23 protein-coding genes and 2 pseudogenes are annotated in these 23570 nt (G+C 67.3%); 12 read left to right on the top strand and 13 right to left on the bottom strand.

Features of this window, described 5'->3' with window-relative positions; genetic code table 11:
• Positions 1 to 21: 21 nt before the first annotated feature.
• Complete coding sequence (locus AC1DES_RS09160; RefSeq protein ID WP_476895382.1) at positions 22 to 1359, bottom strand: MFS transporter; 1338 nt, start codon at positions 1357 to 1359, stop codon at positions 22 to 24.
• 255 nt (positions 1360 to 1614) lie between these two features.
• Here AC1DES_RS09160 and AC1DES_RS09155 point away from each other — a divergent pair, with 255 nt between their 5' ends.
• From AC1DES_RS09155 to AC1DES_RS09145, 3 genes and pseudogenes are all read left to right on the top strand, one after another.
• Positions 1615 to 2391, top strand: a complete 777-nt coding sequence (locus tag AC1DES_RS09155; protein WP_476895381.1) for an SDR family NAD(P)-dependent oxidoreductase — start codon at positions 1615 to 1617, stop codon at positions 2389 to 2391.
• A 1013-nt stretch (positions 2392 to 3404) separates the two neighbouring features.
• Positions 3405 to 3539, top strand: a pseudogene (locus tag AC1DES_RS09150) (IS110 family transposase); the annotation flags it as partial.
• Between the two features lie 53 nt (positions 3540 to 3592).
• Positions 3593 to 3946 (top strand): toxin-antitoxin system YwqK family antitoxin, encoded by a 354-nt coding sequence (locus tag AC1DES_RS09145; RefSeq protein ID WP_476895380.1) that lies wholly within the window; start codon positions 3593 to 3595, stop codon positions 3944 to 3946.
• Positions 3947 to 4060: 114 nt separating this feature from the next.
• Here the strand turns inward: AC1DES_RS09145 and AC1DES_RS09140 are convergent, their stop codons facing one another.
• The 5 genes and pseudogenes from AC1DES_RS09140 to AC1DES_RS09120 all read right to left on the bottom strand — a co-directional run bounded on the left by AC1DES_RS09140 (position 4061) and on the right by AC1DES_RS09120 (position 6706).
• Entirely contained in the window at positions 4061 to 4390 is a 330-nt protein-coding gene (locus AC1DES_RS09140) for a hypothetical protein (RefSeq protein WP_476895379.1), read from the bottom strand.
• Positions 4391 to 4545: 155 nt separating this feature from the next.
• The gene (locus AC1DES_RS09135) at positions 4546 to 4740 is read right to left on the bottom strand and encodes a hypothetical protein (RefSeq protein ID WP_476895378.1); all 195 of its coding nucleotides are present in this window, start codon (positions 4738 to 4740) and stop codon (positions 4546 to 4548) included.
• A 126-nt stretch (positions 4741 to 4866) separates the two neighbouring features.
• Complete coding sequence (locus tag AC1DES_RS09130; protein WP_476895476.1) at positions 4867 to 5064, bottom strand: hypothetical protein; 198 nt, start codon at positions 5062 to 5064, stop codon at positions 4867 to 4869.
• Between the two features lie 236 nt (positions 5065 to 5300).
• Positions 5301 to 5993 (bottom strand): annotated as a pseudogene (locus tag AC1DES_RS09125) (transposase); the annotation flags it as partial.
• Complete coding sequence (locus AC1DES_RS09120) at positions 5990 to 6706, bottom strand: IclR family transcriptional regulator (RefSeq protein ID WP_476895377.1); 717 nt, start codon at positions 6704 to 6706, stop codon at positions 5990 to 5992. The pseudogene AC1DES_RS09125 and the gene AC1DES_RS09120, both read right to left, overlap by 4 nt.
• Positions 6707 to 6907: 201 nt before the next feature.
• Between AC1DES_RS09120 and AC1DES_RS09115 the strand changes: the two genes are divergently transcribed.
• The 3 genes from AC1DES_RS09115 (at position 6908) to AC1DES_RS09105 (ending at position 10432) form a co-directional block, all read left to right on the top strand.
• Positions 6908 to 7444 (top strand): flavin reductase family protein, encoded by a 537-nt coding sequence (locus tag AC1DES_RS09115; protein ID WP_476895376.1) that lies wholly within the window; start codon positions 6908 to 6910, stop codon positions 7442 to 7444.
• Between the two features lie 46 nt (positions 7445 to 7490).
• Positions 7491 to 8945, top strand: a complete 1455-nt coding sequence (gene hpaB, locus AC1DES_RS09110) for a 4-hydroxyphenylacetate 3-monooxygenase, oxygenase component (protein WP_476895470.1) — start codon at positions 7491 to 7493, stop codon at positions 8943 to 8945.
• Positions 8946 to 9100: 155 nt separating this feature from the next.
• Complete coding sequence (locus AC1DES_RS09105; protein WP_476895375.1) at positions 9101 to 10432, top strand: MFS transporter; 1332 nt, start codon at positions 9101 to 9103, stop codon at positions 10430 to 10432.
• An 87-nt stretch (positions 10433 to 10519) separates the two neighbouring features.
• Here the strand turns inward: AC1DES_RS09105 and AC1DES_RS09100 are convergent, their stop codons facing one another.
• The 6 genes from AC1DES_RS09100 to AC1DES_RS09075 form a co-directional block, all read right to left on the bottom strand.
• Complete coding sequence (locus tag AC1DES_RS09100; RefSeq protein WP_476895374.1) at positions 10520 to 11176, bottom strand: phosphoribosyltransferase; 657 nt, start codon at positions 11174 to 11176, stop codon at positions 10520 to 10522.
• Positions 11177 to 11254: 78 nt separating this feature from the next.
• The gene (locus tag AC1DES_RS09095; protein ID WP_476895373.1) at positions 11255 to 12082 is read right to left on the bottom strand and encodes an alpha/beta fold hydrolase; all 828 of its coding nucleotides are present in this window, start codon (positions 12080 to 12082) and stop codon (positions 11255 to 11257) included.
• 4 nt (positions 12083 to 12086) lie between these two features.
• On the bottom strand, positions 12087 to 12416 hold the full coding sequence (locus AC1DES_RS09090) for a biotin/lipoyl-containing protein (RefSeq protein WP_223979734.1): 330 nt from the start codon (positions 12414 to 12416) through the stop codon (positions 12087 to 12089).
• Positions 12409 to 13497 (bottom strand): alpha-ketoacid dehydrogenase subunit beta, encoded by a 1089-nt coding sequence (locus tag AC1DES_RS09085; protein ID WP_476895372.1) that lies wholly within the window; start codon positions 13495 to 13497, stop codon positions 12409 to 12411. The genes AC1DES_RS09090 and AC1DES_RS09085 overlap by 8 nt, the downstream gene beginning before the upstream one ends.
• On the bottom strand, positions 13490 to 14545 hold the full coding sequence (locus tag AC1DES_RS09080) for a thiamine pyrophosphate-dependent enzyme (protein ID WP_476895371.1): 1056 nt from the start codon (positions 14543 to 14545) through the stop codon (positions 13490 to 13492). The genes AC1DES_RS09085 and AC1DES_RS09080 overlap by 8 nt, the downstream gene beginning before the upstream one ends.
• Positions 14546 to 14723: 178 nt before the next feature.
• Positions 14724 to 16106 (bottom strand): amino acid permease, encoded by a 1383-nt coding sequence (locus AC1DES_RS09075; protein ID WP_476895370.1) that lies wholly within the window; start codon positions 16104 to 16106, stop codon positions 14724 to 14726.
• Between the two features lie 186 nt (positions 16107 to 16292).
• Between AC1DES_RS09075 and AC1DES_RS09070 the strand changes: the two genes are divergently transcribed.
• Positions 16293 to 16766: an Lrp/AsnC family transcriptional regulator gene (locus AC1DES_RS09070; RefSeq protein ID WP_476895469.1), complete on the top strand. Its 474-nt coding sequence runs from the start codon at positions 16293 to 16295 to the stop codon at positions 16764 to 16766.
• 58 nt (positions 16767 to 16824) lie between these two features.
• On the opposite strand, the gene AC1DES_RS09065 is transcribed toward AC1DES_RS09070, so the two are convergent.
• Positions 16825 to 17439 carry a maleylpyruvate isomerase N-terminal domain-containing protein gene (locus tag AC1DES_RS09065; RefSeq protein ID WP_476895369.1) on the bottom strand — a complete coding sequence of 205 codons (615 nt, stop codon included), beginning with the start codon at positions 17437 to 17439 and terminating at the stop codon, positions 16825 to 16827.
• A gap of 211 nt (positions 17440 to 17650) precedes the next feature.
• Between AC1DES_RS09065 and AC1DES_RS09060 the strand changes: the two genes are divergently transcribed.
• Genes AC1DES_RS09060 through AC1DES_RS09040 form a run of 5 tightly spaced genes read left to right on the top strand, consistent with a single transcriptional unit; the run spans position 17651 to position 23502 of the window.
• A complete protein-coding gene (locus tag AC1DES_RS09060; protein ID WP_476895468.1) occupies positions 17651 to 18361 on the top strand; it encodes an NUDIX hydrolase in 711 nt (236 codons plus the stop codon).
• Positions 18358 to 19665 (top strand): quinolinate synthase NadA, encoded by a 1308-nt coding sequence (gene nadA / locus AC1DES_RS09055; RefSeq protein ID WP_476895368.1) that lies wholly within the window; start codon positions 18358 to 18360, stop codon positions 19663 to 19665. Before AC1DES_RS09060 ends, nadA begins: the two co-directional genes overlap by 4 nt.
• Positions 19662 to 21404: an L-aspartate oxidase gene (nadB, locus tag AC1DES_RS09050; RefSeq protein WP_476895367.1), complete on the top strand. Its 1743-nt coding sequence runs from the start codon at positions 19662 to 19664 to the stop codon at positions 21402 to 21404. Before nadA ends, nadB begins: the two co-directional genes overlap by 4 nt.
• Entirely contained in the window at positions 21401 to 22330 is a 930-nt protein-coding gene (nadC, locus tag AC1DES_RS09045; RefSeq protein WP_476895366.1) for a carboxylating nicotinate-nucleotide diphosphorylase, read from the top strand. The genes nadB and nadC overlap by 4 nt, the downstream gene beginning before the upstream one ends.
• Positions 22331 to 22338: 8 nt before the next feature.
• Positions 22339 to 23502 carry a cysteine desulfurase family protein gene (locus AC1DES_RS09040; protein WP_476895365.1) on the top strand — a complete coding sequence of 388 codons (1164 nt, stop codon included), beginning with the start codon at positions 22339 to 22341 and terminating at the stop codon, positions 23500 to 23502.
• Positions 23503 to 23570 lie beyond the last annotated feature (68 nt).

Raw genomic sequence — 23570 nt, 5'->3', positions numbered from 1 at the left:
TCGTCTCGGTCGTTGCGGTGATCAAGCGTTCACCATGTTGGGGGTGCTTTTGGTGGCTTCGTCAGCAAACTCGCGCTCACGCTTGCCCCAGGTTTCCTTGGTGGCGATGGCGGCCCAGAGGCCGATGGCTGCGTAAAGGGCGAACAGCAGCGCCGGGCCCATCCAGCCGAAGCTCACGAACAGCAGCGTCGTGATGAAGGGCGTGAAACCGGAGACGGTGGCCGAGATCTGATAGGCCAGCGAAGCCCCGGAGGAACGGGTGTTGGCCCGGAACAGCTCGGGGAACCAGGCGCCCTGGGCCCCGGCGAGGGAGTTCTGGCAGACGGCGTAGGAGATCACGAGGGTGGCGATAATGAAGAAGAACATTCCCGTGTTGACCAGCAGAAACATCGGAATCGCGAACAGCAGGGCGAAGGCGCAGGACCACACATACAGCGGCCGCCGACCGATCCGGTCCGTGAGCGCTCCCCAGGCCTGGGTGGCGAAGATGCCGATCGCCGAGGCGATGCACAGGGCCACCAGGGTCTGGGTCTTGTCCGCCAGGTGCTGGGTGTTCAGGTAGGAAATCATGTAGGTGATAGACACCGCGTAGCCGGCGGTCTCCGCGATGCGCAGGCCGATGCCCTTGACGATGTTCCGCCAGTCCGTCTTAATGACCTCCACGATGGGCGACTTCACGATGGCGCCGGAGTCCTTGACTTCATCGAAGACCGGGGACTCGGGGACCTTGGAACGGATGATCAGGCCGACTATGACGAGCACGATGCTGGCCAGGAACGGGATGCGCCAGGTGAGCTCGCCGCCGAGCTGTGCGCTGGAGAGGAAGACCAGGTTGGCCAGCAGGAGCCCCACCGGGAAGCCCGCCTGGACCATTCCGGTGTATTTGCCCTTCGACTTCCAGGGTGCGTGTTCGTAGCTCATCAGGATGGCGCCGCCCCATTCCGCACCGAAGGCCAGGCCTTGGACGATGCGCACGAACACCAGCAGGGCCGGGGCCAGAAGGCCGACCTGGCTGTAGGTGGGGAGCAGGCCAATGACGAACGTGGCAATGCCCATGAGGACGAGCGAGGAGACCAACACCGGCTTGCGCCCGAGCTTGTCGCCGAGGTGGCCGCCGATGATGCCGCCGATCGGACGGGCGGCAAAGCCGACGCCGAGGGTGGCGAACGCGGCCAGCGTCCCGGTCACGGGGTCACTGCCGGGGAAGAAAGCCGTTCCGAAATACAGCGCCGCAGCGGTGCCGAAACCGATGAAGTCATACGTCTCAATCACAGCGCCGACGCTGGAACCAATGGCTACCCTTCTGGCGTCCTTGGTGCCGTGTACATGGCCCCGCATTTTCAGAGCTTCATTGCTCATGGAGTTTTGTCCCTTTCAATGAGCGAGGGGCACACGGCTCCAGCGCTGTCGACTGTTAACATACCTGACACGAATAATAGTGACGCAGGTCATGAGTGATGTCAACAGTCGATGTTGAGAGTTGACTGTTGACAGCAGACTGTTCTACAGTGATTCGCATCACCCTGCAGATCAAGACGATCAGCGCTGGCCACCGGCGGATTCCTCTGTCGGCCGCAGCAACGCACACCACACGCTACGTTTCCAAGGAGCATCATGAGCCACACCATCCAGCGCACCGCCGTCCTTACCGGGGCGACCTCCGAGCGCGGCATCGGCATCACCACTGCCCGCCGCTACGCCAGCCAGGGATGGGCGGTCGTGATTCTGGATCTCGATGGCGAGAAGTCTGCCAAGGTCGCCGCAGAAATCGGCAACGAATTCGACGTCCCCGCCTTCGGGCACGAAATCGACGTCGCCAACGAAGCCTCCGTCATCACCGCCCAGGCCGCAGTAGCGGCCGAAGTCAGGCAGGGCAACCTTCCCCCGGTGGGTGCCCTGGCCAACATCGCCGGCATCACCTCCCCGGTCCCGTTCCTCGAAACCACCCTGGAGCTCTGGCACAAGATCATGGACGTCAACGCCACCGGCACCTACCTCGTGACCAAGGCGTTCCTGCCGGACATGATCGCCAACGGCTGGGGCCGGATCGTGAACATGTCCTCTGTCTCCGCCCAGCGCGGCGGGGGCGTGTTCGGCAAGGTTCCCTACTCCGCAGCGAAGGCCGCCATCCTTGGCTTCACCAAAGCACTCGCCCGCGAACTCGGCGCCACCGGCGTCACCATCAACGCCATCACCCCCGGGGCTGTTGACACCAACATCCGCGTCGGCAGCACTGACGAGCAGGAAGCCGCCATCAATGCCGGCATCCCCCTTGGCCGAAACGCCACCACCGAAGAAGTGGCTGCAGTCATCACCTTCCTGTCCTCCCAGGACTCGGCTTACCTCACCGGCACCACCATCGACATCAACGGTGGAAGTCACCTCCACTAACAAGCCCAGACGCCCATAGGAGCCGGCCATGACAAGCGACTTTCAAAGGTCTCTCAGATTCACCAAGGAAGCGGTGGCCGGTTCCTGCGACGTCCACTCCGGCGGTACGAGGAAATCCCGGTACCAGGCGCGAGAAACGAGGTTTGGAGATAAGTGCTGACCCATATCCCTACCATGACTGGAGTCGGCTGGTCGGGACACCGGTGGAAATCCGTAAGGACTTCTCGGTCGTCCGGGCAGGAATTGTTGACGACGTCATGCCCGATTCTTCCGCACTGTGGCTGGCTTCCGACAGCAGCAATGGACGAGAACTTTTCGCCGCAGCGGAAGGATACCAAGTGTGGATCCGGCCCCAGAAACTCGACGGAAAGCTTTGCTACAAAATGGCGGCGGAACACCTTCCGCCGCCAACCACCTAAGTCCTAGGCCAAACCAGTCCTCAGAGAACCAGTTTCATCCTTTCCGCCGCTCACGCGAACGCTCAGGACCAGAAGGTCTCGGTAGCTGCCGGATCGCCCACGGCATCCTCGCGTCGCGGCGGCAGTTCACAAAAGGACCGTTGGTGAGACATCGCCAAGTACTGTCTTGGAATACAACAGCTTTTCAAGACACCCCTGGACCCCGGCGGGGCCTGCGGGTAGATGAGAAAGTCGGGCTTGCCGATGTCTTGAAAATACGTCTCACCATAAGTCGTCCCGGCAACGGTTCATCCAGGACTTTTCGAGTCAAAATGCCCTGATGCGGCAGCTGGGTTACACGCGAGTGAGTACTTCGAGCCAGGATGCCGCCGCACCGGACAGACCCGGCTCCATGCCTGGCTGAAGATACACGGCACCCGCTCCTCCGCAGCGGTGCGCCCAGGCCGCCATCGACGCCGCGAAATCCCCGCACACCACCGTCCCCGCCCAGCGCCTCGGAGAACGCATCGTAGCCGCCCTCGCGCGGGAAATCATCGCGCTCGAGAAGGAACTCGCCGCACTCGATGCACTGATCAGCGACAAAATCACAGGACGCCAGCACCCCGGGACTCCGGCAGGATCACCGGCAACCACCACCGCCCCACACGCTACGACCGCCGACTCCTCCGCGTCTTCTACCTCTCCGGGCTCTCGGCCCTGAAAAGCTGCCCCGCCTCCCGGACCTACTACGCCTAGAGTTACATCATCGGTTGCGGCTGTTCCGCTCCCGGATCGGAGGGGCCATGGCAGAAATTCGGAGAGACACGTACAAAGACGGAACGCCTATGGGCGAAGGCCCGATCTTTGACGGGAAGAAGCACGGCAAGTGGCGCAATTGGTACCGCAACGGCCAGGTTAAAGCCGAAGGCAACTTCGTTCAGGGCGAGTTTGACGGGAGCTGGACGTGGTGGCGGGAAAACGGGGAGTTGCTCCAAAAGGGCAATTTCGTAGACGGCAAGCAGAATGGCACGTGGCAACGCTGGCATGACAACGGTGCTCTGATGGATGAGGGCATGTGGCACGCTGGCAAGCGCAGGGGCGACTGGGTGTTCTACAACCCGGACGGATCCATCATAAAGAAGCAAACATTCCGGTAGCCGGAGTCGTGCGACGGGGAACGCCGATGCCTTAAAACGTCGTCGAGTCCGAGTGTCCGCCGATTTCCGGGGCCAGGCTCCAGCAGGCAAGGGGGTTGATGCCGGTCGAAAGTATCAGAACCGCACGCTGCACCAGTTGACGGCAGGCGATGCGATCCCGCAGCGCGTCGAGGCCCGCGCCCGTCCAACGCTCTCCGGGATCGTGTACGGGTCGCCGTAGAGATTGAGGGCGAAGATGTCGAAGTGCTCGCCGTAGTCTCGTGCGAGCGTCTCGTACACCGCGCGGGCCGGGCTGTCGGGCGGGCTTGAGAGGGCGTCGTATCCGCAGCCCCCGAGCACCACCCGCGCCCGGGCATCGGTTTGGCGGACCGCTCGAGCAAAGTGCGTCAGCTGGTGGCCGTATTCGTCGGCCGTTCCTGCCCACAGTATGCCGGCGTTGCTCACCTCGTTATGACACCCTCATGTCCGCTCGCCGTAGGCGACGCTCAGCCCCTGATGTTCACGACCGATGGTGGTGCCGGCTCATTTACTTCATTTGCCACGTTGCGTTCTCCTCAGGACGGGTGAGCACCCGGATTGCGGAATTCGGATTCCCTGTTTCAATCAGCTCGACATTCGCGGCTCATGACCCTGAGGGTCCTTGCCTGATGGATGCAGGCCAAGGCAACGGCGTTGGCCGTGAGCCTGAGGGCGTGGACCCTGTACCACCGCTGCAACAGGGGCTTGCGGCGCATCTCGCTGAGCGGTTCGGGGCTGAAGAACAACTTGGGGTTGATGTAGCGGAGCAGATACAAGGTGGCGAACGTACCCGTGGTCGAACTGGCGGCAGCCGCTATCAGCCAGGGCCTGCTGCCGGAATGAGTCCAGCCGGCGATGAGGGCGGCGATGGCGGCTGGGGCGATGATTGGGGCGATCGGAACCTAGTACCGTCCCGGGCTTCCCGCGCCAAAAGGGGACCGGGGGAGTTCAATGCTGGCTTCGGCGGCCGCGACCCGGTGCGGAACTTTGACGATGGCCTCATAGAGATTGCCGAAAAACCGGTGCGCGTGGCTGAACTCGGCGATATCCATGAGGCGGTCAGCGAGTACATCTTCACTGCCAAAAGAATTCGGTCCCATGCCCACAACCTACTCCCTGACTGTTCGCCGGCGGGCGGTGGCTCCGTCCCCGGGCCCGGAGCCCGCGCCGATGCCGGATCAAGACCTGCAGCCCCTGCCCCGACTGGACGGATTAGAAGCTCCAGCGGTGTCCCGACCGCGAGCCCGGCCGGGACGCACAAAGGCACGCAAAATCCGTTGACAACATCATTGAGGTTCCTTATGGTGCCTAGACGCCCGCTCCGCCCCGTCTCGGGCGTGTCTCCTAATGCGGTGAGCCGGATGCTAACGGCTCGGAGGACAGCGCCGCCGCGGTAGATGAGGGAGAGCTTGTCGTAGCGGGTGGCGAGTCCGCGCCATTGCTTGAACGTGTTTAAGTTCCGTTCGATGACGTTCCTTCCTTGGTAGTCCTCTTTGTCGAATGCGGGAGGTCTGGCGCCGGTAGCGCGTCGCCGTTTTCGGTGGCCGATCTGGTCGGCGGTTCGGGGGTAACTGCGGCTATTCCGCGTGCACGAAGGTGCGACCGGATCGCCCCGGGACGAACCGAGGGCATGGATTTTCGTGCTCAATCGGCCGCGGGACCGACCGCATGATCCAGGGGTTCATCGAGCAGATCCATGTAATTCGGCGGGGCCCCCTGCGATGCGCGGAAAGTTGGTGCCGTGCTGGTGAGCGCGGTTGACCGTCGAATCACTCGACGCCGACCAATCCGCGGCAGCCCGGGCGTCGGCTTCACCAAGCAGGGCTGCCAGGATGCTGTCCCAGCTACCGTCGCCGCTGTAACGGCGGTGGCGCTTCCAGATCGTTTGCCGAGGTCCGAACTCCACAGGCGCATCGCGCCAGGCAATACTGCACCGGTAGATGATGCCCTCCACGACCCGCCGGTCATCCCGGAACGGCCGCCCCCGGCAGCCAGCCGACGACGGCAGCAGAGCTGGATCCGGCGTCAGCCCAGCTGGGCTTCGATGCGGGCGGCGCCCGCCGCCAGCGCGGCCGCCACTTCGTTCGGATCCTGGGCAGCCCGGATGTAGACGACGGCGAGGGCTGCCGGCCGGCCTCCCGGGACGCGGATCGGCACGGCGAGCGAGGAGACCCCGGCGATGACCTCGTCGTGGCTGGCGGCGAAGCCGCGGCTGCGCGCCTCGGCCGCCTCGGCGCGGTAGGCGATCCCGGGTGCCAGGTTCTTCCATTCCTGTTCCGAAAAGGCGGACTGGATGGCAATGCCGGGCGCGCCTGTGTTGATCCGGTGCCGTGAGCCGGGGTGCTGGACGACGGCGGCCCCCGTGTGCCGCGGATCCACGGTGACCAGGGTGACGCAGTCCTCGTGGTCCCAGACCGCAACGAAGGCGCTCATCGTCAGGGAGTTGGCCAGCTGGGTGAGCTCCGGCAGCGCCGCTGTCTGCAGGTTGCGCGACACGCCCCGGGCAAGAACGGCGAGGCCGGGGCCGGGCTGGACCCTGCCGGCGTCGTCGCGCACCAGCAGGGAATGGTCTTCCAGGGTGCGCAGGATGCGGTATGCCACGGAGCGGTGGACGCCCAGGGCGTCGGCGAGTTCGGCGATGGTGAGCGGCTGCTGGGCCTCTGCGAGGATTTCCAGTGCCCTGATCCCGCGGGACAGAGTCTGCGACGGGGATGCCTGTGTGCCGAGGGCGGTCGGGGTCATGGTGTCCATCCTAGGGGCGGGCGCAGGTGCCGGGAGCGCCGGCACGGGACCCTTGTGTCGGCGCTCACGCTGCGCTAGCGTTCTATATAAGAACTACGTGTTCGATTATAGAACACAACTCTGGAGGAGCCCAGGGATCTACGAAGCACGGGGGTTGCTCGCAACAGCCTTCAACCACACCATCAAGTGCAGGGACCAACGATGATTGCCAAGCCACCGGCCCGCCCCGCAGCGGATGTCCCGGGCCGCGCTCCCGGCCCGGCCGCCAACCATTTCCGTGGCAGCCTGGGCAGGTTCGCCACCGGCGTCGCGATCGTCACCTTTGACGGGGTCACCAAGCGCCACGGCATCACGGTTAATTCCTTCACCTCGGTGTCGATGGACCCGCCGCTGGTGCTGGTGAGCATCGCGCGGACCGCCAGGGCGCACGACGAGCTCGCCGGCCGGCCTTTCACGGTGAACATCCTCGGCGCCGAACAGCGTCAACTGGCGATGCACTTCGCCGGGCGGCCCGGCCCGGAGCCGCGCTGGGTGGAGGGCGGCACGGCACCGCGGCTCTCGAATGTGCTCGCGTATTTCGAGTGCAAGCCGTGGGCCGCGTACGACGGCGGGGACCACACGCTCTACATCGGCGAAGTCGTGGACTTCAACTACCGCAACGGCGACGCCCTGGCGTTTGCCAACAGCGCGTTCACCACCATCCCGGAAAGCCAGCTGGGCATGGAAGACCTGCTCTGACGCAGCCTTTAAAACTCACAGCTCGATGACGATCGGAGAAACGACCATGGGTATCCGAACCGGACAGCAGTACCTGGACAAGCTCAACTCAATGACCCCGCATGTGGTGATCGACGGCGAGGTGGTCCGTGACAAGATCGCCGAGCACCCGGCGTTCCGCAATGTGGCCCGCTCCTACGCCAAGCTTTTCGACATGCAGCACGATCCCCGGTACCAGGAGGCGCTCACTTTCGCCTCGCCGAGCACCGGCGACCTCGTCAACGCCTCCTTCCTGGTCCCGAAGACCATCGAGGACCTCCAGCGCCGCCGCCGCGCCATCTCCACCTGGGCCGAGTCCTCCAACGGCTTCCTGGGCCGCTCCGGCGACTACATGAACTCCTCGCTCACCGCGCTCAGCACCGCCGAGAAGTGGTTCTCGCAGGCTGATCCGAAATTCGCCGAAAACATCCGCAACTACTACGAGTGGGCCCGGGAAAACGACGTCCTGGCCACGCACACCCTCATCCCGCCGCAGGTGAACCGCTCCGTCTCCGGCTCGGAACAGCTCGGCGGCCAGCTCTCGGCCCGCATTGTCGAGGAGCGCGAGGACGGGATCGTCATCCAGGGCGCCCGCATGCTCGCCACCATCGCCCCGATCGCCGACGAGCTCCTCGTCTTCCCGTCCACAGTGCTCCGCGGCACCCCGGAAGACGCGCCCTACTCCTACGCCTTCGCCATCCCCAACGATGCCCCGGGCCTGCGCTACCTCTGCCGCACCTCGCTGTACAACGGCGGCAGCACTCACGACGAGCCGCTGGCCTCCCGCTACGAGGAAATGGACGCCGTCGCCGTCTTCGACCACGTTTTTGTGCCCAACGAGCGCATCTTCATGCTCGGGTACCCGCAGCTGTGCAACGCCTTCTACTCCGAAACCGGCGCCGGCGCACTCATGACGCACCAGGTGGTCACCCGCACCATCGCCAAGAGCGAGTTCTTCCTGGGCCTGGCGTCGGAACTGGCCGAATCGATCGGCATCGACGGCTTCCAGCACATCCAGGAGGACATCGCCGAGCTGATTGTCGACGTCGAAATCGGCCGGGCCCTGGTCCGCGCCTCCGAGGCCGACGCCGAGCTCAACGGCGCCGGCGTCATGCTGCCGAAGTGGTCCACCCTGAACGCGGCCCGCAACTGGTACCCGAAGATCGCCCAGCGCTTCCCGCAGATCATCCGCAAGTTCTCGGCGTCGGGCCTCATGGCACTGCCGGGCGAGGCGGACGTCAACAGCGAGGCCCGGGCGGACATCGAGCTGTACCTGCAGGGCAAGACCCTGACCGGGCCCGAGCGCGTCCGGCTGTTCAAGCTGGCTTTCGACGCGTCGATTTCCGGGTTCTCCGGACGCCAGTCGCTCTACGAGTACTTCTTCTTCGGGGATCCGGTCCGGATGGCCGCCGCCCTCGTGAACAGCTATGACCGAGAGCCGGTCCGGGCCCGGATCCGCGAATTCCTCAACCGCGCGGACTGATTCGCCGAAAATATTTCCGACTTTTGTGCGTCGGATCACATTTCCGTAGTAGTCTACATCCTACTGACTGACCGTTCGATCAGTAATTGAGTGGCGCCAGTCATTCACCTCGCATCCACCCGGGCATCACCTCTGCCCAAAGCAATGGAGTTCCAATGACCGCAACTTCAACCGTCGATACCGAGGCGGGACCCAGCAGCAAACACGAGGAACGCAAGGTCCTCGCCGGCACGCTGGTCGGGACCACGATCGAGTGGTACGACTTCTTCATCTTCGCCCAGCTGACAGCGACGCTGCTGTCGCCGCTGTTCCTCGCCCCGCTGAACGATTCCAACCCGGGCCTTGCGCAGATCCTGTCCTTCGCCCTCATCGGCATCAGCTTCCTCTTCCGACCGCTCGGCGCAATCATCGCCGGCCACCTGGGCGACCGCCTCGGCCGCAAGGCCATGCTCGTCTTCACGCTGGTCATGATGGGTGCCGCAACGGCCCTGATCGGCCTGCTGCCGACCTACAAGGAGATCGGGGTCTGGGCGCCGATCCTGCTGATCACCCTCCGTGTGATCCAGGGCTTCTCCGCCGGCGGTGAATGGGGCGGCGCTGCCCTCATGGCCGTGGAGCACGCGCCCATGAGCAAGCGCGGACTGTTCGGCGCATACCCGCAGATCGGCGTCCCGGTCGGCATGATCCTCGCCACCGGGCTGCTGTACTTCCTCAACACCGGCATGTCCAAGGAAGCCTTCGGCGCCTGGGGCTGGCGCGTGCCGTTCCTGCTTTCCATCGTGCTGATCGTGGTGGGCTACCTGATCCGCCGGGCCGTGGCCGAAAGCCCGGTCTTCAAGGAAATGAGCGCACGCAAGGAAGAAAGCAAGGCACCCCTCGGCGAGCTCATCCGCAAGCACAAGAAGGCCGTCCTCTACTCGACGATGATCTTCATCGGCAACAACGCCGCCGGTTACCTGCTGATCGCGTTCTTCATCTCCTACGCCACGAAGTCACTGAAGATGCAGACCCCGCAGATCCTGCTCGCCACCACCCTGGCATCCTTCGGCTGGCTGATCTTCACGCTCGTGGGCGGCTGGCTCTCGGACAAGATCGGCCGCGTCAAGACGTTCCTGATCGGCTATGCGATCATCTTCGCCTGGATGATCCCGATGTTCGCACTCATCGAGACCAAGGACATCGTGCTGTACGGCGTCGCGCTCTTCGTCCTGACGATCGGCCTGGGCCTGTCCTACGGTCCGATGTCCGCCATGTACGCGGAAATGTTCCCTGCCAACGTCCGCTACTCGGGCATCTCGATCGGCTACGCCTTCGGTGCCATCCTGGGCGGCGCCTTCGCCGCGACCATCGCCGAGGCGCTGCTGCAGAGCACCAAGTGGACCGGCTCCATCGGGATCTACATCATGATCCTGTGCGTCATCTCCGCCGTCGGCGTCGTGCTGGCCAAGGAGACGAAGGGCCGGCTGCTCGGGGTCAGCAACCACTAACCCGCATCCACAAACAACGCGGGGATCCCTACGGCCCATCCGGTGGAAGATGGGCCGCAGGTGACCCCGCGTTGCTTTGTGTGTGGATCATTCGGGCCGGGCGCCGAGAAGCCGGACGACGTCGTCATCCCGCACGTGCGCGAAACTCCGGTAGTAGCTGCCGACGGCGCGGAACTGGCCGGAAGTATGGAGAGAGAAGACCGCGTCGGCGAGGCTCTCCAGGGACATCTGGGCGTCCAGGGAGGCGACGGGGACCGCGACGACGACGGATGCGGCGCCGGCGGCCCGTACGGCCTCGACGGCGGCCCGCATGCTCGCTCCGGTGGCCAGGCCGTCATCGACCAGGATCACGGTACTGCCGTCGACGGCCATCCGCGCTTCCGGATACGCCGCAGCGCGCCGTTCCAGTTCCGCCCGTCCGGCCGCCTCCACCTGGTCCAGCGAGGACTGCCGGATGCCGACTTCCAGGAGCCGGTCCACGAGCGGGCGGTTGAGTAAACGCACCACGCGGCCATGTGACCAGGCCAGCGCCCCGAAGGCCGTCTCCTCGTGGCCCGGGACCCCCAGCTTCCGGACGGGAAGCGCAGCGAAGGGAAGCTGCAGCGCCCCGGCCGTGGCCTCTGCCACCGGCACGCCGCCGCGGGCCAGGCCCAGCACCATGGTCTTCGGGCGTCCGCGGAACTGGGGGAGGGCGGCGGCCAGGCGCCGTCCGGCCTCTTCGCGGTCTGTGAAGCGCGTGCCCATGGCTTTCTCTCCCGGTTCCTGCCGCTTTGCTGCGGCCAGCCTACGTCGGGCGGGGAAGACTTGGCGAGGCCGTTGGGATTAGACGGACAGGAAGCTGATGGCTCCCTGCTTGAAGGCGCGGCTCGTGATGGCGTTGGTGTGGTTCCGGCCGGGCAGGAGCAGTTGTTCGACCATGGTGCCGGCCTTGGCGCCCAGTGCGGCAAGCTCCGGCATGGACGCGGCGCGGTCGTCCTTTTCCCCGGCCACGAGCAGCATCGGCATGTGCGGGACGGCCTCGGCGGGGTCGTACGGCTCGGTCTTGATGGCCTCGATCAGCGAGAGCAGCGCGAAAATGTTGTTGCTCGGCAGCAACATGGCCATCTTCAGCAGCCCTGCGGTGGATTCGTCCGCGATCGGGGTGCCGTCGGCCAGGTGCCGCTGGGCGGCGATCAGGTCGAAGTCCGCCAGGGGATCGGCGACGTTCGGGCCGCCCAGGACCAGCCGGTGCACCAGCTCATGCTGGGTTGCGCCGAACTCCCAGGCAAGCCGGGACCCCATCGAATAGCCGATCACATCGAGCCCGCTGGACGGGTCGCCGTCGCGCAGGGGACGCGCGCCGGCGTCGAAGACTATCTGCAGCAGGTCCGCGCGGATCCGGCTGGGGGAGTAGGAATCCATGTCCTCAGGCGCCCCGCTGCGGCCATGGCCGGGCAGGTCCACGGTGATGACGCGCCGGCCGGCCTCCAGGAGTGCGGTGAGCCAGCCGGTGTCCTCCCAGTTGAGCTTGGAGGAGGAGGAGAAGCCGTGCAGCAGCAGGACCGGGCGGAGCCCGGCGTCGTTCTGGGGCTCATGCACCTCCACAAACAGCTGGGGGTCGGTGCCCTCCACGGTGTGGGAATGCTGTTCGCCGGTGTGCCTGCCGCTCATGGTGTCAGTCCTCATCAAGTACGGCGCTCAGGCGGACCCGGCGCTTCGGTGCCTCTTCCTTCGGGACCGTGCCCACGATGCCGGCGGTGTTGTCCGGGACCTCAAACACAATCAGGGGCTCGCCGACGTTGATCTTGTCGCCGGGCCCGCCGTGGATACGCACTACCTTACCTGCCTGCGGGCTGGGCAGTTCGACGGCGGACTTGGTGGTTTCGACCTCCACGAGCGGCTGGTTGCGCTCCACCTGCTCGCCGGGGGAAACGAGCCATTCGAGCACCGTGGCCTCGATAAGCCCTTCGCCGAGATCGGGCAGGGGGAAGGATATTTCAGCCACGGCGGTACTCCAATACTCGCTGGATCCCGAAGAGGATCCGGTCAATGTTCGGGATGTATTCATCTTCCAGGTCGCCCGAGGGGTACGGGACGTCGAAGCCCGTGACGCGCTCCACCGGCGCCTTGAGGGTATCGAAGCAGCTTTGCGTGATCAGCTGCGCGACCTCGGCGCCGAGGCCGGACGTCAGCGGGGCTTCGTGGACGACGACGGCGCGTCGGGTCTTGCGCACGGAGGCGGCCAGGGCTTCGGCGTCGATTGGCTTGAGCCAGCGCAGGTCAAGGACCTCGACGTCGATCCCGTCCTCGGCGGCGAGCTCGGCCACCTGGAGGCAGCGGGCCACCATGGCGCCCCAGGCGACCAGGGTGATGTGGCGGCCTTCGCGCATGACCTTGGCGCCCGTGGGGGAACCGCCGCCTGCATCGTGTCTGGCGACGTCCACCCTACCCTTTTGCCAGTACCGCGACTTCGGTTCCATGAAGATCACCGGATCCGGCCGTGTCGCAGCGTACTTGAGCAGGTGGTAAGCCTCGTGCGGGTTCGACGGCGAGACCACCTTCAGTCCGGGGACGTGGGCGAACAGCGCCTCAAGGCTTTCGCCGTGGTGCTCGGGGGCGCGGATGCCGCCGAAGCTGGGGACGCGCAAAGTGATGGGCATCGACAGGGTGCCCCGGCTGCGGTAGTTCATGCGTGCGATCTGGCAGACGATCTGGTTGATGGCCGGGTAGGCGAAGCCGTCGAACTGGACCTCCGGGATGGGGTGGAAGCCGGCCATCGCCAGGCCCACCGACATGCCGAGGATGCCGGATTCCGCCAGCGGGGTGTCAAAGACGCGCTGCTCGCCGTGTTTGGCCTGCAGTCCGTCGGTGATCCGGAAGACGCCGCCGAGCCGGCCGCAGTCCTCACCGAAGATCAGGGTTTTGGGGTTTTCCGCCAGCACCTCGTCAAGGGCGCGGTTCAGTGCCTGCTGCATGGACATCAGGGTGGTGGGGTGCTGGGCGGCCGCTTCGGCAGTGTTGGTGACAGTGCCGCCGGCAGTGCTCTTGCCGCTGGCACTTTCGCTTTCGAGAATCGAGTTAGACATGTTCGGACTCCTCGCGCCAGTTGGCGGACTGGGCCCGCAGGGCCGGGGTGGTTTCCTGGAAGACCAGGTCAAACATTTCGGTGCCGGGGCGGGAGCCGAGGGCCTGGATGCCGGTGCGGATCTGCTCCTCTTCGGCCTTGGCAGCGGCCAAGGCCCCGGCGAAGAAGGCCTCGTCCGCGATGCCGTCGGCGAGCAGCCGCTGCCGGAGACGTTCGAGCGGGTCCACGCCCGCGCCGTCGCGCTCTTCGTCCAGGGAGCGGTAGCGTCCGGGGTCATCGGAAGTCGAGTGCGGGCCGCGGCGGTAGGTCATGGCTTCGATAACGACGGGCCCGTTGCCGGTGCGGGCGTGCGCGAAGGCCCGGCGGGTGGCCTCGACGACGGCGGTGACGTCGTCGCCGTCGATCTGCAGAGCCGGGATGCCGTACCCGGCGGCGCGGGCAGCGACGGAACCGCCGGCCACCTGGCGTTCGGTGGGGACCGAGATGGCCCAGCCGTTGTTCTGGATGAAGAACACCACGGGTGCCTTCATCACCGCGGCGAAGTTCATGGCCTCGTGGACATCGCCCTGCGAGGAGGCGCCGTCGCCGAAGTAGCTGAGGGCGACGCCGAGCGTGCCGTCGGCGTCCGCGCTGCCGGCGAGCGTCTGGCCGTGGGCCCAGCCGACGGCGTGCAGCACCGAACCGGCGACGACGGCCTGGATCGGGGCGAGGCGGGATTCCAGCGGATTGTAGAGCCCGCCGTGCCAGGTGGCCTTGTGGGTGGACATGTAGGCGACCATGTCCACCCCCATGGTGCGTGCGACGCCCATCTCGCGGTAGGTCGGGAAGACGAAGTCCCGGGTGGTGTCCACGACGTAGCCGCTGCCGACCTGGGCCGCTTCCTGCCCGAGCTCGGGCGCATAGCCGGGGATGATGCCCTGCCGCTGCCACGCGATGGCGGAGGTATCGAGGTGGCGTACGGCCACCATCAGCGAGTAGAGCTCGCGGAGTTCCGCGGGAGTCAGCGGCGCGGCAGCGTCGCCGGAAACCGCCAGGGGAAGTGTGTCCATGCCTGTGACCCTAGTCACCTGGACGGCGCCGGGCAATCAGCTCAGGAAACGCCGTCCAGACTGCACAATGCGGCCAGCCGGATTGCCGTCCAGCGTTACAAGTTGTGCAGTTGCAGTGATACCCAACTGACTGGCAGAAGGGGCCGTTTTGAGGGCGCAAAACGGCCCCTGCTGCTAGCTAGTTGGGCTGGTGCGCCCTGCTGCGGGTGAGCCGGGCACCGATCCAGCACGCCGCGGCGATCCCGGCGACCAGGGCCAGGGTGCTGAACAGCTGACGGCTGCTGTCGGGGCTGCTGAAGCCGACCGCAAAAATCAGGGCGAGGAGGACGAGCCCGAAGACCGTGAGGCCGGGGAAGCCCTTCATTCGCAGCGGCAGGACAGTGCCGTCGCGGTCGGCGCGGCGGCGCAGGATCAGCTGGGAGACCAGGGCGGTGCCCCACACGACGAGGCAGGTCGAGCCGACGAGCTGGAACAGTGCCGGCAGGATCTGCCCCGGGAAGAGGAGTTCAAGCACTGCGGCCAGGAAGCCGAAGGCCACGGAGATGCTGACGGCCACCAACGGGACGCGGGCTTTGTTGAGCCGCGACAGGATCCGAGGCGCCTCGCCGCGGGTGGACAGGGAGTAGACCATGCGCGAGGCGCCGTAGAGGTTGGCGTTGAGCGCCGAGAGGAGCGCGATGACGGCCACGAGGGTGATGGCGGTGCCGGCCCCCGGGATCCGCGCGACGTCCAGGACGCCGGCGAACGGGGACTTCAGGGCCTCCGACGTCGAGGGCAGCACGGCGGCGATCACGAAGACGGAGCCGATGTAGAACACCAGGATCCGCCAGACCACGGTGCGGATGGCCACTCCCACGCTGTGCGCGGGGTTCTCCGTCTCGGCTGCGGCCACGCTGACGATCTCGGTGCCGCCGAAGGCGAAGATCACCACGAAGAGTGCGGTGGCAATACCGCCCAGACCCGCCGGGGCGAAGTTGGTCGTGAAGTTGTGCAGTCCGGGGGAGGGGACGGCCGGGAGCCAACCCAGCAGCAGTGCGGCGCCCACGCCAAGGAACAGCAGGATGGCGGCAACCTTGAGGATGGCGAACCAGAACTCGAATTCGCCGAAGTTCTTCACCCCGGCCAGGTTGATGGCCGTGAAGAGAGCCATGAAGATCAGCGACAGCGCCCAGACGGGTACCACGGGCCAGACCGTGAAGAGGAGGCCTGCGGCCCCGAGGGCTTCGGCGGCAATGACGACAACGAGCTGCAGCCACCAGAGCCAGCCGACCGTGGCGCCCGCTGTCTTGCCCATGGCCTTTTGTGCGTAGACGGAAAATGCGCCGCTGTTGGGGTTGGCGGCGGCCATCTCGCCCAGGGCCCACATGACCAGGATGATCAGGGTTCCCGCGACGAGGTAGGAGATGAGGACGGCCGGGCCGGCTGCCTGGATGCCGGCCCCGGATCCCAGGAACAGGCCGGCGCCGATCGCGCTGCCGAGCCCCATCATGGTGAGTTGGCGTGGCTTCATGCTGTGGCCGAGTTTCAGGGCCGGGCGCTCCGCGGTGGACTTCATTGTCATGCTTGCGAACCTTCTTGTGGTTTTTGATCCTTGCGTCCTTATGGGACCTCTTGAATTTACCGTCTTTGAAGCGCCCCGGCAGGCGGACGACAGCTGCTGCCGTGAGACCATGGTTGCAGTTTGCTAGCTGGAATCCGGTAACGATGGCGGTTTGCCAAGGCGGGATCCCGCGGGAAGGAAAATTCCATCGACGTTGACATCCTGGACGCCAAAATTGTCCGATTCTTCACGGACTCGCCGCGGGCGTCCGTCCTGGAAGCCTCACGCGTCCTGAAAGTTGCCCGCGCCACGGTGCAGTCCCGGCTGGACCGGATGCAGGACAGCGGCGTCATCGGCTCCTGGGTGCCGCAGCCTGATCCGGCGCACTTCGGCTTTCCGGTAGTGGCGTTTTGTTCCCTGACGATCAACCAGGACCTCGGGCACGACGCCGTCGTCGAGGCCCTCGCCCAGATCCCCGAACTGATCGAGATCCACACCGTGTCGGGCAGTTCGGATCTCATGGCGCGCATCGCGGCCCGCTCCAATCCGGACCTCCAGCGGGTGCTCGACGCCATGATCGCCACCAGGACCGTGCTGCGGTCCTCGTCGGTCATCGTGCTCAACACCCACTTCCAGGGCCGCACCCTGCCGCTGCTGGAAGCCGCCGCCCAGCGCCGGTAAGCGCCGGGCGCTGCCGGCGGGCCCGCCCGGCCGGTAAGCCGCGGTAAGCCGCGGCGGACTACAGGACGCTGAGGTCCCCGGGCAGGCCGGAGCGCCCGGTGAGCAGGAGCAGCAGCTCCGGCGCCGAGGTCAGCCGCGCGCCGATGGCCCCGGCAAGTTCCAGGGACGCCGCGACCGCGGGGGAGAGCGCGGCGGGCGGCGCGATGCCGAGGGCGCGCGCCAGGTCCAGGCCGTGCACGGCCAGTTCAAAACTGCGGGTCGGCAGGTAGTCGATGAGCGTCATGGCCCCGGCGGCGGTGGCGACGGGCGCGTCGTCGGGGGTCTTCCCGACGAGTTCCGTGACCCGGCCCACGAGCGCCCTGACTGCGGCGGCCGGATCCTGGCCGAGGGCGTCGCCGGTCTCCCGGCCGCGCGCGGCGATGGCCTCGGGCGCCACGCCGCCGCGAACCGCCAGGAAATAGGCCACCGGGCCCTCCACCCGGTCTCCCGTGGCGGGCGCGGAGAGGTACGCCTCGACCGTGCTCAGCGCCCGGCTCGTGTGGCCCGTCAGCCCGCGGACGTCCCACTCGCCCAGTGCGGGCCGGCTCCAGGCGGCTTCCGGAACTTGTTCCACCAACTCCAGGAACGCACCTGCCGCTCCGAGATAGCACGATCTAATCGCTGCACTGTCCATAGCGCCGATTATTGCCGCCTCCGGCGCGGGCTTCAACCACTCAGCGCGGGACCGCAGCAGCAGGCAGGGTCCGACACATTTCCCTTCTGGAGCACGGGGCCCTAGAATTAGTTCTAGTCACTTTGACTATAACTAATCCGGCTGTCGGCCGGAATCCTCGTGCCGGCCCGTATGGGATCGGTCAGGAGCCAGGAATGCGGGGTGGATCGCCATTTACACGACAGCTGCCAACGTCTCGGAGCGCCAGCTCGCTCCGCCGTCTCTGGCCATCTCCACCGTGATCTTCGCTCTCCGGCCCAGCGAGCGCTCCGGGCGCCCCACCCTCTGGATCCCGTTGGTGCGCCGGATCAGGGAGCCGTTCCTGGGCCTCTGGGCCCTCCCCGGCGGCCCGCTGACCCACTCCGAATCACTGCAGGACGCCGCCTCCCGGAACCTGCGGGAAACGACCGGTCTCGCACCCAGCTACCTGGAACAGCTCTACGCCTTCGGCGGCCTGCACCGCTCACCCACCCAGCGCGTCGTCTCGATCGTGTACTGGGCGCTCGTCCAGCCCACCGAGGCCGCGCTCGCCGACGAATCCGAGAACGTCCGGTGGTTCCGGGCCGACCGGCTTGGAGAACTGGCCTTCGACCACAACGCGATCATCGAGTACGCCCTGTGGCGGCTGCGGAACAAGATGGCCTACGGATCCATCGCGTACCACCTGCTCGGCGAGTACTTCACCCTGGCCCAGGTCCGTGAGGTCTACGAGGCCGTCCTGGACCGCGAACTGGACCCGGCCAACTTCCGCCGCCAGATCAAAGCCACGCCGGAGATTGAAGACACCGGCGAATACCTGCAGGGCGGCAAACACCGCCCGCCCCGCCTCTACCGCTTTACCGGCCGCCCCGGCCTTGACCCAGACAACAGGAGCACACCATGAGCAGCGTCAACACGGCAATCCGGCTGATCACGCGCGAGCAGGCCGTCACGTCCGCCGCCGGGGCTGCGGCCGCCACCTGCAGCCCGGCGCTCGTCCGCGGCCCGTGGGACTTCGACGCGGCCGAGGCTGCCGCCGGTGTGCCCGCCTACGGACCCGGGGCCTCCTCCGCCGACGTCGCCCCGGCGTCGACCCCCCGGCAGGGCCAGCTCCCGGAGGAATACAAGCTGGCGAGCGACGCCGAGCTCGACGCCCGGATCCGGGCCGCCAAGGCTGCGCTCGGTGACCGTGCCGTGGTCCTGGGCCACTTTTACCAGCGCGACGAGGTGGTCGAGTACGCGGACTTCGTGGGCGACTCCTTCCAGCTCGCCAACGCGGCACTGACCCGGCCGGACGCCGAGGCCATCATCTTCTGCGGCGTCCACTTCATGGCCGAGACCGCGGACATCCTGTCCCGGCCGGACCAGGCTGTCATCCTGCCGAACCTGGCGGCCGGCTGCTCCATGGCGGACATGGCGGACATTGATTCGGTGACCGAATGCTGGGAACAGCTGGAGGAACTGTTCGGCACGGAGCCCGACGCCGACGGCCGGGTTCCGGTCATCCCCGTCACCTACATGAATTCCTCGGCTGCGCTCAAAGGATTTTGCGGCGAGCACGGCGGCATCGTGTGCACGTCCTCCAACGCCGCGACCGTCCTTGAATGGGCGTTCGAGCGGGGCCAGCGGGTGCTGTTCTTCCCGGACCAGCACCTGGGCCGCAACACCGCCAAGGCCATGGGCGTGCCGCTGGAGCAGATGCCCATGTGGAACCCGCGCAAGGACCTCGGCGGCAACGACCAGCAGGCCCTTGAAGATTCCCGCGTGATCCTGTGGCACGGCTTCTGCTCGGTGCACAAGCGCTTCAACGTCGGCCAGATCGCGAAAGCCCGCGCCGAATTCCCGGGCGTCCAGGTCATTGTGCACCCCGAATGCCCCATGGAAGTGGTGGACGCCGCCGATTCCGCCGGATCCACCGACTTCATCCGCAAGGCCATCGCCGCCGCGACCGAGCCGACCACCTTCGCCGTCGGAACCGAGATCAACCTGGTCAACCGGCTGGCCGCCGAATACCCGCAGCACACCATCTTCTGCCTGGACCCGGTGATCTGCCCCTGCTCCACGATGTACCGCATCCACCCCGGCTACCTCGCCTGGGTCCTGGAAGCGTTCGTCCGCGGCGAGGTGGTCAACCGCATCACGGTGGAGAACGAGGTCGCCGCCCCGGCGAGGGTCGCGCTGGAACGCATGCTGGCGGCCCGGCCGTGAGCCGGTCCGCACGCCTGGTCATTGTGGGCAGCGGGATTGCGGGGCTCTACGCCGCGCTCCTGGCCTCCGACGCCGTCGCGGAAGACCGGACCGGTGCCCCCGCCGCCGAGGTCGTGCTTCTGACCAAGGGAAAGCTTGAGCAGAGCAACACTTTCTACGCCCAGGGCGGGGTCTCGGCCGTGCTGTCCCCGGACGAGGCCGCCCCGGGAGACTCCGTGGCCGCCCACATCGCCGACACCCTCGCCGCCGGGGCCGGGCTGAACGAGCCCGAGGCCGTGCGCATCCTGTGCACCGAAGCAGCCCGGGACATCGAGGGGCTCCGCCGCTTCGGCATACTCTTCGACGCCGGGCCAGGCGGCGGCCCGGCCCTGGGCCTTGAAGCCGCCCATTCCGCGGCCCGGATCCTGCATGCCGGCGGCGACGCGACCGGTGCCTGCATCGCCCGCGGGCTTGTCGCCGCCGTCCTGGACCGTGCGGCCCAGGGCCGGCTCCGGGTTGAAACCAGCGCCTTCGTCACGAAGCTCCTGACCGGGGACACACCGGCGGAAGCCCCGACGGCGGCGGCCCGGGTCACCGGCGTCGGGTACCTGTCTAACGGAGCGCCGAAGCGGCTGGCCGCGGACGCGGTGCTGCTGGCCACCGGCGGCGCCGGACGGCTGTTTGCCCGCACCAGCAACCCCGCTGTGGCCACCGCTGACGGGCTGGCCCTGGCCTGGCGGGCGGGGGCTGCCGTGCGCGACCTCGAGTTCTTCCAGTTCCACCCGACGACCCTCGCCGCCGGGGAGATCCACGGCGGGCCGCCGGCGCTGCTGATCTCCGAAGCCGTGAGGGGCGAGGGAGCGATCCTGCGCGATGCCGCCGGCCACCGCTTCATGCCCGACTATCATCCGGACGCGGAGCTGGCCCCGCGCGACGTCGTCTCCCGCAGCATCGCCCTGCACCTGGCGGCTACGGGGGCGCCGGCGGACAGCCCGGTGTATCTGGATGCCCGCGGCATCGACGCCGCCCGGGGTGCAGGGTTCCTGGCCCGGCGGTTCCCCACGATCACGGCCGCCACCCGGGCCGCCGGCTACGACTGGACCACGGAAGCGATTCCCGTGTCGCCGGCGGCCCACTACTGGATGGGCGGGGTAGCCACCGATCTGTGGGGCCGTACGTCCGTTCCGGGCCTGTATGCCGCAGGGGAGGTCGCCCGCACGGGGGCCCAGGGCGCCAACCGGCTGGCGAGCAACTCGCTCCTGGAGGGCCTGGTCTTCGGCCGCCGCGCGGTGGAGGCTGTCCTGGGTGACGAACCGTCGCACGACACCGCTGCTCCGGGTGCTCCCCGCGATCGCCCTAACCTCGCAAGCGCGGCAAGGGAACCCGGAGTGAGTTTCTCGCGGGAGGCTCTCGGGCGGTTGATGACCGCGCACGCTGGCGTGTTGCGCAGCGGCGAGCAACTGCGGGAGGCGGAGGCCACCCTTGCTGCCTGGGCCGCCGTCGTCCGTCCCGGGATCGTGACGACCGCGGCGGACCCGCGGGAGCACGAGGACCGGAACCTGCTGCTGGCCGCGCAACTGCTCGTCGCAGCGGCGCGGACGCGGACCGGATCGGTGGGCGCCCACTACCGTGCGGATGCGGACACCGCAGCCGCCCTCCCGGCGGTGCTCGCAGCCCCCGTCCGTTCCGCCCCTCCGGCCGGCACGCACAGCCACCGGCATGCCGCCGCTTCCCGTCCGAAACAAAGGATCTCCTCATGAGCGCACCCGCCGCAGCCCGCCCCTCCGCCTCCCCGGTCACGGCGCTTGCCGGGACCCTGTCCGCTTCGGCCGTCGACGCCGTGCTGCGGGCCGCCCTGCAAGAGGACGCGCCGTACGGCGACATCACCTCGCAGACGCTGATCCCCGCCGACGCGCAGGCGACGGCGGTGCTGAACGCACGCGTCCCGGGCGTCTTCAGCGGCGGTGAGGTGTTCGCCGCCGCCATGGCACTGACGGATCCGGACGCCGTCGTCGAACTGCTCGTCAACGACGGCGAGTCCTTCCCTGCAGGGACAGCCCTGGCCCGCGTCACCGGGAATGCCCGTGCCGTGCTGCTCGCCGAGCGCGTCGCCCTGAACCTGGTCCAGCGGATGAGCGCCATCGCCACCCGTACGGCGGAGTTCGTCGAGCTCGTGGCGGGAACCCGGGCGCGGATCACCGACACCCGCAAGACGACGCCGGGACTGCGCGTGCTGGAACGCTACGCAGTGCGTTGCGGCGGCGGCGCCAACCACCGGTTCAGCCTCTCCGACGCCGTCCTGGCCAAGGACAACCACCTGGCGGTCCTGACCGGGGGCGACCCGGCGAAGCTTACCGCGGTGCTGCGGAACGCCAAGGCGCAACTGGGCCACACGACGCACTTCGAGGTGGAGGTCGACCGCATGGAGCAGATTGAACCCGTCCTGGCAGGCGGGGTGGACACCATCATGCTGGACAACTTTTCGCTGACCGAGCTCGCCGCCGGCGTAACGCTGATCGGCGGACGGGCCCGGGTCGAGGCCAGCGGCAACGTCGACCTGTCCACGGTCGCGGACATCGCCGCCACCGGCGTGGACGTCATCTCGATCGGCGGGCTCACCCACAGCGTCACCGCCCTCGACCTCGGGCTCGACATCGAGCTCGACGTTGACCCGGTAGCCGGCTGAGGGATGCCATGATCTTCCTCGACGCAGCGGCCACCACGCCGGTCCGCCGCGAAGTGCTGGAGGCCATGTGGCCCTACCTCAGCGGCGAATTCGGCAACCCCTCAAGCCACCATTCCCTCGGCGACGCGGCGGCCGCCGCACTTGCCGGCGCCCGGACGGCAACGGCCAAGGCGCTCGGCTGCCGTCCCGGGGAAGTCATCTTCACGTCCGGCGGCACGGAAGCGGACAACCTGGCCGTCAAGGGCATCGCCCTGGCGCGGCGCTCGGCAGACGCCCGGCTGGACCGCGTGGCGATCAGCGCCGTCGAACATCCCGCCGTGGAGGAATCCGCCCGCTACCTTGAACGGGTCCATGGCTTTGCCGTGGACGTGATTCCGGCGGACGCGTACGGGCAGGTCACGGTGGAGGCCCTCGCTGCGGCGCTGCGCCCCGGGACGGCCCTGGTCAGCGTGATGTACGCCAACAACGAAGTCGGCACGGTCCAGCCCGTCGCGCGGCTCGCCGCACTGGCCCGCGCCCATGGTGTCCCGTTCCACACCGATGCGGTCCAGGCCGCGGGCTGGCTGCCGCTCGGCACCGCGGCCCTGGGCGTGGACGCGCTGAGCATTTCCGGCCACAAACTGGGCGCCCCCAAAGGCAACGGCGCACTGTTCGTGCGCGGCCGGACGAGGCTTGAGCCCCTCGTCCACGGTGGCGGGCAGGAACGCGGACGCCGCTCGGGCACCGAAAACGTGGCTGGTGCCGTGGCACTGGCGACGGCACTGACCCTGGGGATGGCGTCACGGGATGAGCTCGCGGCCCGGGTCTCGGCCCTGCGCGATGACTTCATCGGATCCGTCCTGGCCGGTGTCCCCGGGGCGATCCTGACCGGCCACCCCACCGGCCGGCTTCCCTCCGTGGCGTCGTTCTGTTTCCCCGGGACGAGCGGCGAGTCCGTGCTGCTCGAGCTCGAACGCCAGGGGGTGATCTGCTCGAGCGGTTCGGCCTGCGCAGCGGGCTCGGATGCGCCGTCGCCGGTGCTGCTGGCCATGGGCATCGGCGCCGAGGTGGCGCAGACCGCCGTGCGGTTCAGCTTCGACTCGACCATCACGGAAGCGGAACTGCAGGAGGCGGCGCGGGCCGTGCGCACCGCCGTCGGCAGCGTCCAGGCGCTCGGCCCGACCCGCCGTTGAGCCATCAGCAGATGCCGTTCCGGAACGCAGAAAGCAACATCGATCCATAGCTCAACGGGAGTCGTGCG

It is taken from the genome of Arthrobacter sp. 05T442, from assembly GCF_056395945.1.
This window is presented reverse-complemented; position numbering and strand designations above follow the sequence as displayed.